Source organism: Spiractinospora alimapuensis, assembly GCF_018437505.1.
Taxonomy (GTDB): Bacteria; Actinomycetota; Actinomycetes; order Streptosporangiales; family Streptosporangiaceae; genus Spiractinospora; species Spiractinospora alimapuensis.
In genome coordinates, this window is the sequence record NZ_CP072467.1 from 1,460,657 (window position 1) to 1,474,415 (window position 13,759).

Annotated in this window: 14 protein-coding genes; 4 read left to right on the top strand and 10 right to left on the bottom strand. The window is 68.5% G+C overall.

What is annotated here, in order from left to right; translation table 11 throughout:
- The first annotated feature begins 641 nt into the window (after positions 1–641).
- The 4 genes from J4H86_RS06765 to J4H86_RS06780 all read left to right on the top strand — a co-directional run bounded on the left by J4H86_RS06765 (position 642) and on the right by J4H86_RS06780 (position 3,734).
- A complete protein-coding gene (locus J4H86_RS06765; RefSeq protein WP_236542651.1) occupies positions 642–1,820 on the top strand; it encodes a C40 family peptidase in 1,179 nt (392 codons plus the stop codon).
- Between the two features lie 67 nt (positions 1,821–1,887).
- Positions 1,888–2,439: a hypothetical protein gene (locus tag J4H86_RS06770; protein ID WP_236542652.1), complete on the top strand. Its 552-nt coding sequence runs from the start codon at positions 1,888–1,890 to the stop codon at positions 2,437–2,439.
- On the top strand, positions 2,436–3,173 hold the full coding sequence (locus J4H86_RS06775) for a hypothetical protein (protein WP_236542653.1): 738 nt from the start codon (positions 2,436–2,438) through the stop codon (positions 3,171–3,173). Before J4H86_RS06770 ends, J4H86_RS06775 begins: the two co-directional genes overlap by 4 nt.
- A gap of 42 nt (positions 3,174–3,215) precedes the next feature.
- Positions 3,216–3,734 (top strand): hypothetical protein, encoded by a 519-nt coding sequence (locus J4H86_RS06780; RefSeq protein WP_236542654.1) that lies wholly within the window; start codon positions 3,216–3,218, stop codon positions 3,732–3,734.
- Positions 3,735–3,755: 21 nt separating this feature from the next.
- Here J4H86_RS06780 and J4H86_RS06785 read toward each other — a convergent pair whose 3' ends face one another.
- From J4H86_RS06785 to J4H86_RS06830, 10 genes are all read right to left on the bottom strand, one after another.
- Positions 3,756–5,363 (bottom strand): polyamine aminopropyltransferase, encoded by a 1,608-nt coding sequence (locus tag J4H86_RS06785; RefSeq protein WP_394356458.1) that lies wholly within the window; start codon positions 5,361–5,363, stop codon positions 3,756–3,758.
- Positions 5,364–5,373: 10 nt separating this feature from the next.
- Entirely contained in the window at positions 5,374–5,802 is a 429-nt protein-coding gene (locus J4H86_RS06790; protein WP_236542655.1) for a DUF350 domain-containing protein, read from the bottom strand.
- Between the two features lie 97 nt (positions 5,803–5,899).
- A complete protein-coding gene (locus J4H86_RS06795; protein ID WP_236542656.1) occupies positions 5,900–6,154 on the bottom strand; it encodes a hypothetical protein in 255 nt (84 codons plus the stop codon).
- The gene (locus J4H86_RS06800; RefSeq protein WP_236542657.1) at positions 6,151–6,696 is read right to left on the bottom strand and encodes a DUF2617 family protein; all 546 of its coding nucleotides are present in this window, start codon (positions 6,694–6,696) and stop codon (positions 6,151–6,153) included. The genes J4H86_RS06795 and J4H86_RS06800 overlap by 4 nt, the downstream gene beginning before the upstream one ends.
- A 2-nt stretch (positions 6,697–6,698) precedes the next feature.
- Entirely contained in the window at positions 6,699–7,385 is a 687-nt protein-coding gene (locus J4H86_RS06805; protein WP_394356503.1) for a DUF4178 domain-containing protein, read from the bottom strand.
- 172 nt (positions 7,386–7,557) lie between these two features.
- Positions 7,558–8,433, bottom strand: a complete 876-nt coding sequence (locus tag J4H86_RS06810; RefSeq protein ID WP_236542659.1) for an ATP-binding cassette domain-containing protein — start codon at positions 8,431–8,433, stop codon at positions 7,558–7,560.
- Entirely contained in the window at positions 8,430–9,440 is a 1,011-nt protein-coding gene (locus tag J4H86_RS06815; protein WP_236542660.1) for an ABC transporter ATP-binding protein, read from the bottom strand. Before J4H86_RS06815 ends, J4H86_RS06810 begins: the two co-directional genes overlap by 4 nt.
- 794 nt (positions 9,441–10,234) lie before the next feature.
- Positions 10,235–11,134, bottom strand: coding sequence for an ABC transporter permease (locus J4H86_RS06820; RefSeq protein ID WP_236542661.1), 900 nt, complete (start codon positions 11,132–11,134; stop codon positions 10,235–10,237).
- Complete coding sequence (locus tag J4H86_RS06825; RefSeq protein WP_236542662.1) at positions 11,131–12,081, bottom strand: ABC transporter permease; 951 nt, start codon at positions 12,079–12,081, stop codon at positions 11,131–11,133. The genes J4H86_RS06820 and J4H86_RS06825 overlap by 4 nt, the downstream gene beginning before the upstream one ends.
- 7 nt (positions 12,082–12,088) lie before the next feature.
- Entirely contained in the window at positions 12,089–13,579 is a 1,491-nt protein-coding gene (locus J4H86_RS06830; protein ID WP_236542663.1) for an ABC transporter substrate-binding protein, read from the bottom strand.
- Positions 13,580–13,759: the final 180 nt, after the last annotated feature.

Consider the following 13,759-nt stretch of genomic DNA (forward strand, 5'->3'; position numbering starts at 1 on the left):
CCCCGATATCACCACGCACACTCCTCGTTCGAGAGTCGATCCTATTTCGTTCGTACCAATACTGGGTTCGCACCAATACTGGCTGACAAGGCATCTAGTATGACCGGCCACAGAACGTGATGCACATCACATACACCCACAATCATTGCCCTCTGTGATCTCCTTCCTCCAGAGTTGCCCCCCGCGTACACAAGTGCGAATCACCAGCCCACCAATCCCAAAGCGTCATCACTCGAGGTCACAACCCGAATCACCGCACACCTATCTCAGGGATACCTATGCGTGAGATAACCCCTCAGTCAATCACGCTCGGTGATTACCCTAGGGTGGGAAGCCCGAAAGATACCGTCGGACGCGGGTTGCCCGGATTACTGTGAGTGTGCTTATGTAGCCGACATCGACCCCATTAGCGGGCTCGGCGATCTGACGCCTCGAGCGTCACTTCCCCATTGCCATGCCCTCGTGGCGTGTGAGATATTGCGCGGCCAGATAAACACGCCTATACGCCGGACCGTTCTGATGAATTCAGTGTTGGCCTGCCTCGTAAATGCGTGGAGGAGAAGGAGCGCCGGCATGGCTTCAGTCGTCCCGCTCACGAATTCGCCGTTTCTGGTCAGCGCGAGCTGCCCACGGGGAACGCGGTGGTGAAGACCCTCGGCGGGGCCGGCGGGTTATCGACGCTCGGTCTTAATCTGCCCCGTAGACCCCATGCCACCCTCTCCCGTGACGATGGTTACTGCGCGACCGTTCTCGCGTCGTTCGTCGTGATGGTCATGTTGGTGATGACGATCGTCGCCCTGATCTTCATGGCGGCGCTGATCGGCGTCGTCGGGTTGTCCTACGAGACCGACGAAGCCTTGAACACCGACCAGGCCGGCGACTGTGTCGCCGACGTCTGGGGCAACCAGCCCAGCTCCTACGGCGATCTCGACCTTCCCCGGGACTTCTACGACATTTACCGCAGCGCCGGCCAGGAGTACTCGATCGAGTGGTACTACCTCGCCGGAATCGGCTGGGAGGAGACCGACCACGGGCAGTGGGCGGGTGACGGTAGCCACGGTCCCACCGGATTGGAACGCGACACGACCAACGACTGGGGAGCCGCCGGCCCGATGCAGTTTGGCATCGACCCGGACATGCCGGCATCCGACGCGTGGAGTACGTACGGCGTGGACGGCAACGGCGATGGCCGTAAGGACGTATGGGACCCCCGGGACGCGATTCCCAGCGCCGCGAACATGATCACTAAGTACATCGACGAACGCGGCTCGATCGAGGCCGCCCTCTACCGCTACAACCAGAGCAACTCCTACGTGCAGGCCGTCATGGACACCGCCGCGAGGTACGAGAGCGGGGACTTCACGATCACCGCACCCATGGGGTTCCTTGACTGTGAGGTGCCGGATCCCAACGACAGCGTCGCCGACGGTGTGGTCGACTTCGTCGAGGATCAGGTCGGCGAGCCCTATGAGGCCGACGCGACCGGCCCGGACGCGTTCGGCCCAGCGGGGCTCGTGCACGCGGCCTACGACGACCAGGGCGTCGAGATCCCCGACGACTTCGACGAGCTCCATGACTTCCCCAACGGAGCCAGGGTGCCCATCGGAGACATCGAGCCCAGTGACGTGCTCTTCACCGCGTCCTGCGACACCGATAACGACGAGGACAGCCAGGCGGACCATGCCCTCGTGTACACCGGCGGCGACACCCTGGTCCATGCCAGCGAAGCCGACGACGAAGTGGTCGAGACAGACATGGACGACATCGAGGACTGCAGCGTCGTGAAGGTGCTGCGGATGAGCCACCTGGGTGACTCATGAGCCCCCCACCGCATTCGGTCCTGCCCCGCCCCTGCCCCTCGGACGACACTCAGCGAGCCACGATCCCATGGACCCAATCGTTCTCCGCAACCGCCTCATTCTGGGGATCCCCCTCGTCCTCATCATCGGCGGACTCCTCTCACTCATCTTCTGGACGCGCGACACCGCGACCACCGACGTCCCACCCGGCGCCTCCGCCGACGTCCCACCACTGACTGAGTTACTTCCGATCACCGAGGAGGCCTACGTGGAGGCCGCCACGCTGGCCATCGAGCACGCGGGCCAGTACGGGACCTACTCGCCCGGGCTCTCCGAGGACGAGTTCACCGATCAACTGCGGGAGGGGTCGGACGAGTACTACCAAGAGCTCCTGGAGAACAACGGGACCGTGGCGAGCGCCTACACGCGGCTCGCTGACGTCGACACCGCGACCTGGCCCGAGGTCCAGATCCTGGGGGTCGACGACCTCGCCGTCGATTCGATCGTCTTCGTCGTCAACGTGAAGGCGGTGCCGGAGTCCGATGACGAGGAGGTCATCGATCTCGGTGAGTTCGGCTTCTACCTGCTTCGCTCCGGCGACACCTGGCAGGTCCACCTCGTCACCCAGGCCATCCATTGATCACGCGGGGGACACACAGCAGAGCCACGACGTCCGGCGGTTCCGTCGTCCAGGACGACCGGGGCTCCCTGGGGAAGGACCTGTTCGGAGGATGCACGATCCTCATCATCGGCGTCGTCCTCTGCCTGGTCTTCGCGCTCGGTGGCGTGGGGGTCATCTTCTACCAGTCGGGACAGGACGGGGCCCCCGGCGGGATCGTCGCCGACACCGACTTCGACCCCGAGGACCTCGGAGGATCCGCCGCGAGGCAACCATGCGAGATCCCCGGCGCACCGTTCGGAGCCGGCAACGTCACCGCGCTGACATGCGCCTCACACCAGGTCATCCTCGCCGAGTTCTCCGACCTGGTTCGCGACGGGAACTGTCACCGGGCGGGAAGTGGCGGCTACGGTGACGAGCACCCCCTGGGACAGGCCTGCGACTACATGATCATCACGGGGGGGCAGATGCCCGGTAGCAACAGTCCTGAGAAGGCCAACGGCGATCAGATCGCCGCGTTCGCGCGCGACAACTATGAGGAACTCGGCGTCCTCTACGTGATCTGGTGGAACAAGATCTGGAACCCTCGGTCATACCAAAGCGACACACCCGACCTACCCTTGAATCAGTGGAGGTTGTACGCCGATGGCCAGTACACGAACAACCCCACGCTGGGCCACTACGACCACCCCCACATCTCCTTCTGCGGCGCGATCAGCCCCTCGGGGCAAGACTCCGCCCGTCCGTGCCCGTAGGTCTTTCCCATCCCCGTTGTGAACAGAGAGGCGTGAACCTTCATGGCAGCTCCCCTCATCCCGATCGGTATCGCGGTCGCCCGAGTCGCTGGCCCCAAAATCGCGAAGGTCGGTGTCCAGAAAGCGGCGCAACGCGGGGCCACGCAGGTGGCGACCCGCGGGGCCACGAACGCCGCGACACAGGGCGCGCGGACCACGACCCAACAGGGGGTCACGAACACCGCGTCTCGTGGGATCGGCTCACGGATCAAGAGCGAACTCACCGATGAGGCGATCTACCGAGGAACCGAATGGGGGATCGACCGTCTTCAACGCCGGGGCGGTGGCGCCCCGACGCAGCACGAGGCCGAACAGACCCAGTCCGTCGAAAACACGCTGTCCGGCCAGGACGAGCGGTTCACTATCCAGGGCGAACCCATGGCGCGCGATACGCCGATTCAGTCGAGCAGCGCGTTCTCCGTGTTCGACGCGTTCAACGCGGTTCAGGGCAACGACATCGCCCGGTCCGCCGATGCGATCTTCTCTCCGATCAAGGCCGTGCACCACGGGCTCGTCGCCTGACCCACCCCGCCCCCTCCGCGCTCAGTACCCCTGCCACGCCTGTCGGTGCCGTTCCATCACGCGGGGGTGCAGGAGCGTGGAGGGCTCCGTTCCCTCGGCGGCTTCGACGTCCGGCGGGAAGGTCCGCGCGGCGTCCAGTACGTCGGGCGTGAGGAACCGGCGCGGGGGCGCGTCCTCGGGGAGGCGCGGCACCTCGGCTTCCTCTCCGGGTACGGCGAGGTAGAAGCCCCAGTCCCCGAAGCTGGGCACGTCGACGTGGTACGGCGTCGTCGCCAGTCCGCCCTCCTCGATCGACGCGCCAACCGTCCAGAACGCGTCAGCGGCGAAGTACGGTGAACCACCCTGCACCACGGCGCGGGCGTCCTCCGCCATAGCGCCGCCCAGCAGGGTGTAGAACTCCGCGCTGTACAGCTTCGCGGTGTCCACGTCGGATCCGTCCGGCAGGTCGGCGATCACGACGTCGTAGGTCTCGGTGTTCTCCCGAAGCCACTGGAACGCGTCGTCGTGCACCGTGCTCACCCGGGGGTCGACGAACGCGTCCTCGTTGAGGTCCCGGAGCAGGGGTTCGGAGCTGGCGAGCTCCACCACCGCCGGATCCAAGTCCACCAACGTCACCTCGGCGACGTCGTCGTAGCGCAGCACCTCGCGTAGTGCGAACCCGTCGCCGCCGCCGAGAACCAGCACCCGGCCGCGCTCCCCCGTCATCGCCGGGTGCACCAGGCTCTCGTGGTACCGGTACTCGTCGCGGGTGGAGAACTGCAGGTCCCCGTTGAGATACATCCGGACGTCACCCTCACCGGGCGCGCTGGTCACGATGATCTCCTGGTACTCACTGCGTTCCGCGTGCACGATCGGATCCCGGTAGAGCGCCTGCCGGGCGTCCATCTCGAACTGGTCGGTGGCCCAGAACGCCGCGCCGAGGACGAGGACGACCACACCGAGGCCGCAGCCCAGCGCCACGCGTCCCGAACGGGTCAACGCGTCGCGGAACATCCACAACACGATCGCCACACCCACGGCGGCGTTCAGGATCCCGACGACCAGCGCGCCCTTGGGTAGTCCGAACACGGGCAGCAGCAGGAAGGGAAACGCCAGGCCGCCGAGTAGCCCGCCGACGTAGTCGGCGGCGAAAAGGTCGGCCACGGTCTCGGCGGGGTCCTGTGCGCGGATCCGCTGCAAGAGGGTCATCAGCAACGGGATCTCGGCGCCGATCAGGACCCCGATGACGAAGGCGATGGCGATCAGGGCGGGTTGGTTCATCGACCACCAGGCGAAGGCTCCGTAGAGCATCAGGACCGACAGTCCGCCCACCAGGGACAGGAGGCCCTCGACCACGGCGAAGCTCAGTGCCGGGCGCGCCTGCAGGCGCTTGGACAGCAGGGAGCCCACTCCCATGGCGAACACCATGACCGAGAGCACCACGGACGCCTGGGTGATGGTGTCCCCGAGCAGGTAGCTGCCGATGGCGACGAGCGCCAACTCGTAGACGAGCCCGCAGGCGGCACAGATGAACACCGCCAAGAGGACGAGGAAGCGCGCCGTGCGGGACCGCACGGGGAGGCGAAGGGCCGCCGTGCCGGTGTCGGCGGGCGTGGACGACGTGGTCGGGGCACCGTCGGACTGGCTCACCGGCCGCCGTTCAGGACAGTGCCGCGGCGACGACCAGCGCCACCGAAACGTGGGCGGCGGCGTTGACGAAGGTCGCGGGATGCAGTTCGGCCTTCTGCACCAGGGGTCCGATGCGGACCGGGGTGAGCAGGTCGACGAGGAGGAACGCGACGATCATCAGGACCAGCCCGGCCAGTCCGTAGATCGCCGTGGAGAGCAACCCGGTCAGCAGCGCCCCGCCCTCGCTGGCCCAGAAGATCGAGGCGAACACCACGATCCCCAGGGCGACGGTGTTCGCGGAGACCAGCAGCACGGCGTTCTGGTTGCGTTCCTCCCAGATCAGGACGTGCAGCTTTCCGGGGGTCAGGAGGTCGAGGGCGAGGTAGCCCAGCAGCATGATGATCATTCCCACGGCGCCGTAGGCCAGTACGGCACCCGCGTTGATCAGGATGTCGACCATGTTCGTTCCTCGTCTATGTGGGGGGTCGTCCGGGGTGGGGGTGTCTGTCGTGGTTGAGGACCTGGTCGGCCGGTCGGCCTGGGGACGACACGTGCGACTATTTGCCGGATCCGGGGCCGCCGCCGCGGTAGCTGCTTCCTCCGCCGCCGATGATGCCGCCGCCACCCGATCCGCCGCTGGAGGACTCCTCGCACTCCTCCCGCTCGGTCTCGGTGCGCGCGTCGCGGCAGTCGTCGGACGAGCCGCCCGACTCACTCCACGCGGCGCAGCCGTACAGCAGGAAGAGAATCACCAGGCCACCGACGGCGAGCATGACCATGCCGCCTCTGTTGGGCGGTCCGTTGTCACTCACCCGAACTCCTCCCTGCGTTCACCGCGCTCGGGGAGCGCGATGGTGGTCGCGGTGCTGACCAGTTCGCCGTGTTGGGGGTAGGTGTGCCAGGTACGCCATGAGAGTGTGCCGGGCGACGGTGCGTCCACGAGCAGCACGGTCAGGGCGAGGGGGTCACCGGGGAACGCGGCGGCCAGGCCGTGTTCGTTCGCGTCCGCCGCGCGGCGCAGAGCCGCGACCCGGTGGACGAGCTGGTCGCTGGGCACGGTCTCGACGTTCGCCGAGAACTGGTACCGGCCGGCGGCGGTGCCGCGCGAGACGGCGTGTGGCAGGTGTCCCACGTGGCCGGGAAGGCAGGCCACCGTCTCCACCAGCGGCGCGGCCGCGTCAGGCCGACCGGTGACGATGACTTGGTGGGAGGCGCCGAGGATACGAAGTTCGACTCGGGCTCCCCACCGCTCCAGGGTGTGCGCCACAAGGTGGGGAACCCGCGGGTGGTCCAGTGTCCACACCAGGTCGGAGGCGCGGGTGTCCACGAAGGGCACGCTGAGCGCGATGGACATGCTCAGCCTCCGGGGTAGATCGTGAGCTCGCCCGGACCCACCGCGGTACCCACGCTCGCCTCCCAGCGACCGTGGTCGAAGCGCTCGAACGCGAGGAACCGTCCGGCCGGACCCTCGTAGTCGGCGTAGTCGGCGCCGCCCTGTGCCCGTAGCCCGGTGGTGCCCTCGGAGCGGTAGGAGGCCGTACCGCGCTCCGTCATCCGGTACCGGACGCCGTCCAGCTCGATGGTGTCGGAGTGCGGCGTGAGTTCCAGCTCCGGGCGGCCCGTCCACATAACCAGCCGCAGGTCCGGGTCCTCTTCGACCGAGAGCCACCGTTTCGTGCCCTGGTCGCCTGCCGCGCTGGTGTCGGTCGCCGAACCGTTGTCCGTCTCAGGACCCGTGCCGTCCATCTGGAGGCTGGTGTCCATCTCAACGCTGGTGTCCATCTCAACGAAATGCTCAGCCCAGGTCGAGCCGCCTTCGGCGAAGCGCAGGGAGCCACGGACCCAGGTGCGCTGCCCACCGATGTCGATCATGTCCCCGGCCTTCAGGGACCGAGGGTCGCCGCCGGCGTCGTGGTCGGGGGCGAAGGGGTCACGGGGGGTCGTGGCCGGCGCGCCGGACCGCGTGCCGGATGTCGAACCGGTCCGTCCTTGTCGCCACAGCACGATGGCCACCGCGACAATCACGGCCAGGATGATCCACATCCACACGTTGCTCGACACAGGCGGCGCTCCAGCACTCTTCACGACTTGTCAGATTCAGGCCCTGAGGCTAACCGTCGCCCACGACAGACCGCGCCGCAACGTCCGGAGGCGGCTCGTCCGAATCCGGCCAGGGGCAGCGCTTCCAGCGGCTGGGCCGGAGATACGGCGGGTGTCAGCGGCTGTCGGACCCGCCCGCCGCCCCGCGTGCGAGGTCGGCCGCCGTCACGCCCGCGAGGGCTCGCCGCAGGGTGGGAACGGCGGCGACGAGCCGTTGGGTGTAGGGATGGCGCGGCGCGTCGTGGACCTCGGCGGTCGGCCCGACCTCCACGACCTCGCCGTCACGCATCACCGCGGTGGTGTCACACAGGTGTCGCACGACCGAGAGATCGTGCGACACGAAGACGAGGGTCAACGAGTAGCGTTTCACGAGGTCCTGGAGCAGGTTGAGGATCTGCGCCCGAACGGACACGTCCAGGGCGCTGACCGGCTCGTCGGCGACCACCATCTCCGGCCGGGGAGCGAGGGCGCGGGCGATCGCGATGCGCTGGCGCTGGCCGCCGGAGAACTGGTGGGGATAGCGGTCGGCCGCCTCGGGTGGAAGTCCGACGTCGTGGAGCAGCTCGGCGAGTCGAGTCGCGGGGGCACGGTGGCGCTGCGCGACGAGCGGTTCGGTGATGATGTCCCGGACGCGCATACGGGGGTCGAGGGAGCCCATCGGGTCCTGGAACACCACCTGGACGCGCTCCCGCAGGAAGCGCAGGTGCCGCTCGGGCCGGTGCGAGATCTGCTGGCCGTCGAAGCGGACGGAGCCTGAGGTGGGCTGGTCCAGGCCGCAGACCAGCCGGACCAGAGTGGACTTCCCCGAGCCCGACTCCCCCACCACACCGAAGCGTTCCCCCGCCGCCACCTGAAGGGAGACACCACGCAGGGCCCGCACCGGATCCGCCGGACGCAGCGGCGATCGTCGCGGGCTCGGGTACGCGCGGTGGACGTCGACCACCTCGAGCAGGGGTGGCGATCCCGTGGCCCGCTTGTCGGGCGTATTCATGCCGACTCGACAGGATGCCAGCAGGCGTAGCCCGTCCGATCCCCCGACCAAGGAGGTCGGGTGGAGCATTGGTCATCCGCGCGGGGGCATCGGTCGCGGAAAACGCAGCCACCCGGGAACCGTCCCGCCGCCGGGACGGAACCGGCGACGGTGCGCAGCCGTCCGTGCTCGTCGACGCTCTCCAGATCCGAGGCGTCCAGGAGGCCACGGGTGTAGGGGTGGCGGGGGTGGGCGAGGACGTCCCGCACGGGGCCCGCCTCCACGACACGCCCCCCGTACACGACGAGGACCCGTTCACAGACAGTGGCGACGACCGCGAGGTCGTGGGTGACGAACAGCAGGCCGGTCTGGAGGCGCGTCACGGAGGCCGAGATCAGGTCCAGGATGTGTGCCTGCACGGTCACGTCCAAGGCGGAGGTCGGCTCGTCACACAACAGCACCTCGGGGTCGTTCGCGAGCGCCATGGCCAGGAGAACGCGCTGGCGCTGCCCACCGGAGAGCTGGTGGGGATAGGCACGCGCCGCGCGTGCCGGTTCGGGAAGTCGGGCCGCGTCCAGCAGCTCCACCGACGCCCGCCGCGCCGCCCGGCGCCACGGAATCCGGCCGTGCGCCGTCAACGCCTCGGCCACTTGGTCACCGATCCGCTGCACCGGGTTGAGCGCGCTCATCGGTTCCTGGAACACCATCGCCATCCGCGCGCCCCGGATGGCCGACAGACGACGTTCAGGCGCGGTGAGCAAATTACCCGGGTTTCCGGCCAACCGAATCGCGCCTCGTGCCCGCACTCCCTCGGGCAGGAGACCCATGATCGCCAGCGCCGTCATCGACTTCCCGGACCCCGACTCCCCGATCAGACCGACGCGCTCCCCCGGGGCGAGCGTGAATGACACGTCGCTGACCAGTGTCACGTCCGATGTCGCGACGGAGAGGTTCTCCACGGTGAGGACGGGCTCGGAGGACCGGCTCGGAGGGTCCGGCACGGGAGGGTCGGAGGCGGCGACCGTCATGGGCAAACTCCGCTCGTCGTGGCCCCGAGGTGGGGAGAGAACCCATGATCGCAAGCACGTCCTCCGGTTCGCGCGTCCCGGCCCCTCCGACACGCTGCCCCGCGCACGGCGAAGACCGCCGTACGGCACACGCGCGGCCCCGACGCACGCACGCGTCGCCGGCGATGGGGCCGCGTTGGTGAAGGCGCTGTGAGGTCGACGGGCGCTCCATCCGAACGCCCGAATCGTACGCCGTCGCACGACCCGGGTTCGGGCGTCCCCATCGACGGCCCCGCGCGGTTCGCCGAGTGGCGCGATCTCGCTGTCGTCTGGGCGTCACGTCCTCCCGCACGTACACGCGCCGCGTGTCGACGCCCTTCCCACCTCCACCGGACAGTCAACGTTCTTTTCGCGGGCCGGGTGACCGGAACCGACGACGTCAGGCCCGCTCCGGCCACAGTGGACGCCCGACGCACCGAACCGGGGGCGCGCCCCACGCTGACCAACGGAGTGGGCCCACGGTGCGGTGCGGGAGACGAGAGCTCTCGACCACCTTGGGGAGCATCGACCCCAGACTCGTGTCCCCCTCGCCCCGCCTCGGCCCCCAGGTTCTGGGCCGGGGCCTCAGACGCGGGCGCGGTGGTGTGCGGCGCGGCGTCCCGGCTCGTCCGGTGATCGGCCCTCGCCCGGGTCGCGGGGCCGCATGGTCACGGTGGCATCGTTGTCGCCGCGCCGTTCCCCCGGGGTCACGACCGCACGCCCCCACCGCGACGAGCTCCACACCGGACGCGTCCGCGGTCGGAAGGGCGTTGCCGTCACGGACCGCGCTCGGTGAGTCGGGGGTCCAGGCGGTCGCGCAGTCCGTCGCCGAGAAGGTTGAAGCCGAGGACCGCCAGGGCGATGGCCAGGCCGGGCCACAGGACCAGGGCGGGGTCACTGAACAGGAACTCCTGGGACTCGCGGAGCATGCGTCCCCAGGAGGGGGTGGGGGGACGGGTGCCGAACCCCAGGAAGGACAGTGCGGCCTCCGCCAGGATGGCGATGGCGAACGAGACCGAGCACTGCACGATCAACAGGCTGGAGATGTTGGGGAGCACGTGACGCACCGCGATGCCGATGGGACGTCGGCCCGCGGCGCGGGCCGCCTGGACGTAGTCGTGACTCAGCACCTGCAGGGTGGCTCCGCGGGCGATCCGGGCGAAGCTGGGAACGGTGGCGACACCGATCGCGACCATCGCCGTGACCGTGCTCGCGCCGAACACCGCGCCGAACATGATCGCCATCAGCAGCGCGGGAAAGGCCAACACGAGGTCGTTGACGCGCATCAGGAACTCACCGACGCGTCGCCGGGTCATGCCCGCGAGGATCCCGACCGGGGTGCCGACGACGGCGGCGATGCCGACGGCCACCACTCCCACGAGCAGGGTGACGCGCGCACCGGCCATGAGCTGACTCACGACGTCGCGGCCGAACTTGTCGGTCCCCAACCAGTACTGGGGCGTCCCCGGGCCGAGGAGTCGCACCGCGGCGTCGTTGCGGACCGGGTTGTGCGGGGTCCAGACCACGGCCACCAACGCGACCAGGACGACGAGTCCGACCAAAACGGTGCCGACCGCGAGGCTGGCGTTGACCCGACGGCCGGGGCGCCGCGCCGGACCGCTCCGTGGATGGTCCGTTGGCCGGGTGTCCTCCGGTGGCCCCACTCCCGCGCTCATGGTGCGGCCGTCCGCACGCGTGGGTCCACGACCGTGTACAGCAGGTCGACCAAGAAGTTGATCAGGAGGACGGCGAGCGCGAGGACCATCACCACACCCTGCACCAGCAACAGGTCACGGTCACCGACTCCGTCCAACAACAGGCTCCCCAGACCGGGAATGACGAAGACGCGCTCGATGACGACCGCGCCGATGAGCAGGGTCGCCAACTGGAGCGCCAGTACGGTCACCACCGGGATGGCGGCGTTCCTCAGACCGTGACGGACGAGGGCCTGGTAGGGGCGGAGTCCCTTGGCGCGTGCGGTGCGCACGTAGTCCTCACGCAGGACGTCCACCACGGCGGATCGGACGTAGCGGGTCAGGATGGCCCCCTGGACCAGGCCGAGTGAGACCGCGGGCAGGACCAGTTTCCTCGCGAACGCCACGGGGTCCTCGGCGGGAGGGGTCCACCCGCCGGAGGGAAACCAGCCGAGGTGCACCGCGAACAGCATGATCAGGAGGATGCCCAGCAGGAAGTTGGGGATCGCGACGCCCACCTGGCTGAGCCCCGACAGCACGGTTCCGCCGAGGGTGCGGTGCCGCGCCGCGGCGAAGGCCCCCAGCGGTAGGGCGATCGCCAACGCCACCCCCATCGCCGTGACACACAGCCACAGCGTCACCTGGAACCGGTCCAGGATCTGCGGGCCGATCTCCGCGCCCGTGACGTAGGAGCGACCGAAGTCTCCCTGGACCAGCCCACCGACCCATTCCGCGTACTGGACGAGCAGCGGCCGATCGGTGCCGTACTCCGAGCGCATCTGTCGCACGGCCTCCGGCGTGGCGTTGGTGCCCAGGGCGACCTGGGCCGGGTCGCCCGGTAGCACCGCCATGAAGACGAACACCACGACCGAGGCGACGGCCAGGCTGACGACGAAGATCAGTCCTCTGCGCAGGATCCGCGTCACCACGGGTAGTTCAGCTCCGTGTCAGGGTGGTGACGTCGAACGACTCGCCGACCCGGTTGTCGGGCAGGCCCTCGACGGATTCGTCGGCGACGATGAGCATCGGTTGGACGTAGAGGAAGACGGCGGCGACGTCCTGTGCCAGGAGTTCCGCCGCCTCGCCCATACGGTCGGCCTGGGTGTCCGGATCGGAGCGGTCGGCCTCGGTGAGCAGGGTGCGTAGCTCGTCGTCGTCGTATCCCCAGTAGTACTCGGGGTCGGCGAACGTGGAGATGTCGCGGCCCTCGGTGTGCGCGATCACCGACAGGTCGAAGTCGTGGCCGGTGAACACGTCCTCGAGCCACACCGCCGGGAACTCCAGGGGTTCGATCTCGGCCGTGATGCCGACCTCCGCGAGGTCGGACTTCACCACCTGCGCGGTGTCGATCGCGTAGGGAAGGTTGGGCACGGGGAAGTCGAGCGTCAGGTCCCCCACTCCGGCCTCCTCTAGCAGTTCCTCGGCTCGTTCGGGGTCGTAGGGGTGGACGTCGGTGAGGTCCTCGTACCACGGATCCGTGGGGGGAACCATGCTGCCGATCGGTTCTCCGTGGCCCGCCCAGACGATGTCCAGCAGGGCGTCCCGGTCGATCGCCTGCGCGATCGCCTGGCGTACCCGCTCGTCGGCGAACACCTCTCGGTCGTTGTTCAGGGCGAGGACGACCTCGCCGTTGGTGGTGCCCTCGATCACCTGGTACTGGTCGTCCCGCGTGAACTGGTCCAGACTCTCCGGGGCCGCGATGTTGCTGACGACGTCGAGCGCTCCGGTCAACATCGCGTTGCTGAGGGCGTTCTCGTCGTCGAAGTACCGGAACTCGACCGTCTCGGTCGGGGGCTCCTCTCCCCAGTAGTCCGCACGCCGCTCCAGGGTGATGGAGTCGCCGCGCGTCCAGTCGGCGACCGTGTAGGGCCCGGTGCCGACGGGGTCGGTGTCGAGGTCCTCCATCCCTGTTGGGCTGAACATCGCACCGATTCGCGTGGTCATCGCGTACAGCCACCCGTTGCTGGGCTCGCTCAGCTCCACCGTCACCTCGGTCGGCGACTCGGCGGTCACCGACTCCACGACGTCCATCGCCGCGGCGACCGAGATCGTCCACTCTTGTCGCACCCGTTCGACGCTGAACACGACGTCGTCGGCCGTGAAGGGCTCGCCGTTGCTGAAGGTGACCTCCGGAGCCAGTGTGAACTCGTAGGTGCGCCGGTCGTCGCTGACGTCCCACGACTCCGCGAGCGCCGGCTGGATCTCACCATCGGCGTCGAGCTCGACCAGCCCCTCGTAGACATTGCCGAGCAGGACCTCCGGGATGGCAGCACCGTCGTTGGAGGTGAAGTCCAGACTCGCCGGTTCGGCGGTGAAGCCGACCGCCATCGCGGTGTCCTCGCCGCCACTCCCCGCACCCGCCGAACACCCCGACCCGACGAGGAGCACCCCCGCGACTACCACAGCGGACGCCTGACGCGATGCCACGACTGACACCCAGAACCTCCCAGGACACTGACCGCCTCGCGTCGGCTGCTCGGCGGGGGTCGTTCCCCCGCTCAAGGCGCTCGATCAACACGGTTGCACGCGGCAATCGCGTGGTCAACGTCGGTCCACGGTGACGTTGCGCCTGATTCCCCGCGTTTCACCGCACTTCCGGCGACCGGT

What these genes read in the sequence shown, in the direction of transcription:
- J4H86_RS06770 (WP_236542652.1), top strand. Translation starts at nt 1,888, where the DNA reads ATGGACCCAATCGTTCTCCGCAACCGCCTCATTCTGGGGATCCCCCTC.
- J4H86_RS06780 (WP_236542654.1), top strand. Translation starts at nt 3,216, where the DNA reads ATGGCAGCTCCCCTCATCCCGATCGGTATCGCGGTCGCCCGAGTCGCT.
- J4H86_RS06790 (WP_236542655.1), bottom strand. Translation starts at nt 5,802, where the DNA reads ATGGTCGACATCCTGATCAACGCGGGTGCCGTACTGGCCTACGGCGCC.
- J4H86_RS06800 (WP_236542657.1), bottom strand. Translation starts at nt 6,696, where the DNA reads ATGTCCATCGCGCTCAGCGTGCCCTTCGTGGACACCCGCGCCTCCGAC.
- J4H86_RS06805 (WP_394356503.1), bottom strand. Translation starts at nt 7,385, where the DNA reads ATGTGGATCATCCTGGCCGTGATTGTCGCGGTGGCCATCGTGCTGTGG.
- J4H86_RS06810 (WP_236542659.1), bottom strand. Translation starts at nt 8,433, where the DNA reads ATGAATACGCCCGACAAGCGGGCCACGGGATCGCCACCCCTGCTCGAG.
- J4H86_RS06815 (WP_236542660.1), bottom strand. Translation starts at nt 9,440, where the DNA reads ATGACGGTCGCCGCCTCCGACCCTCCCGTGCCGGACCCTCCGAGCCGG.
- J4H86_RS06820 (WP_236542661.1), bottom strand. Translation starts at nt 11,134, where the DNA reads ATGAGCGCGGGAGTGGGGCCACCGGAGGACACCCGGCCAACGGACCAT.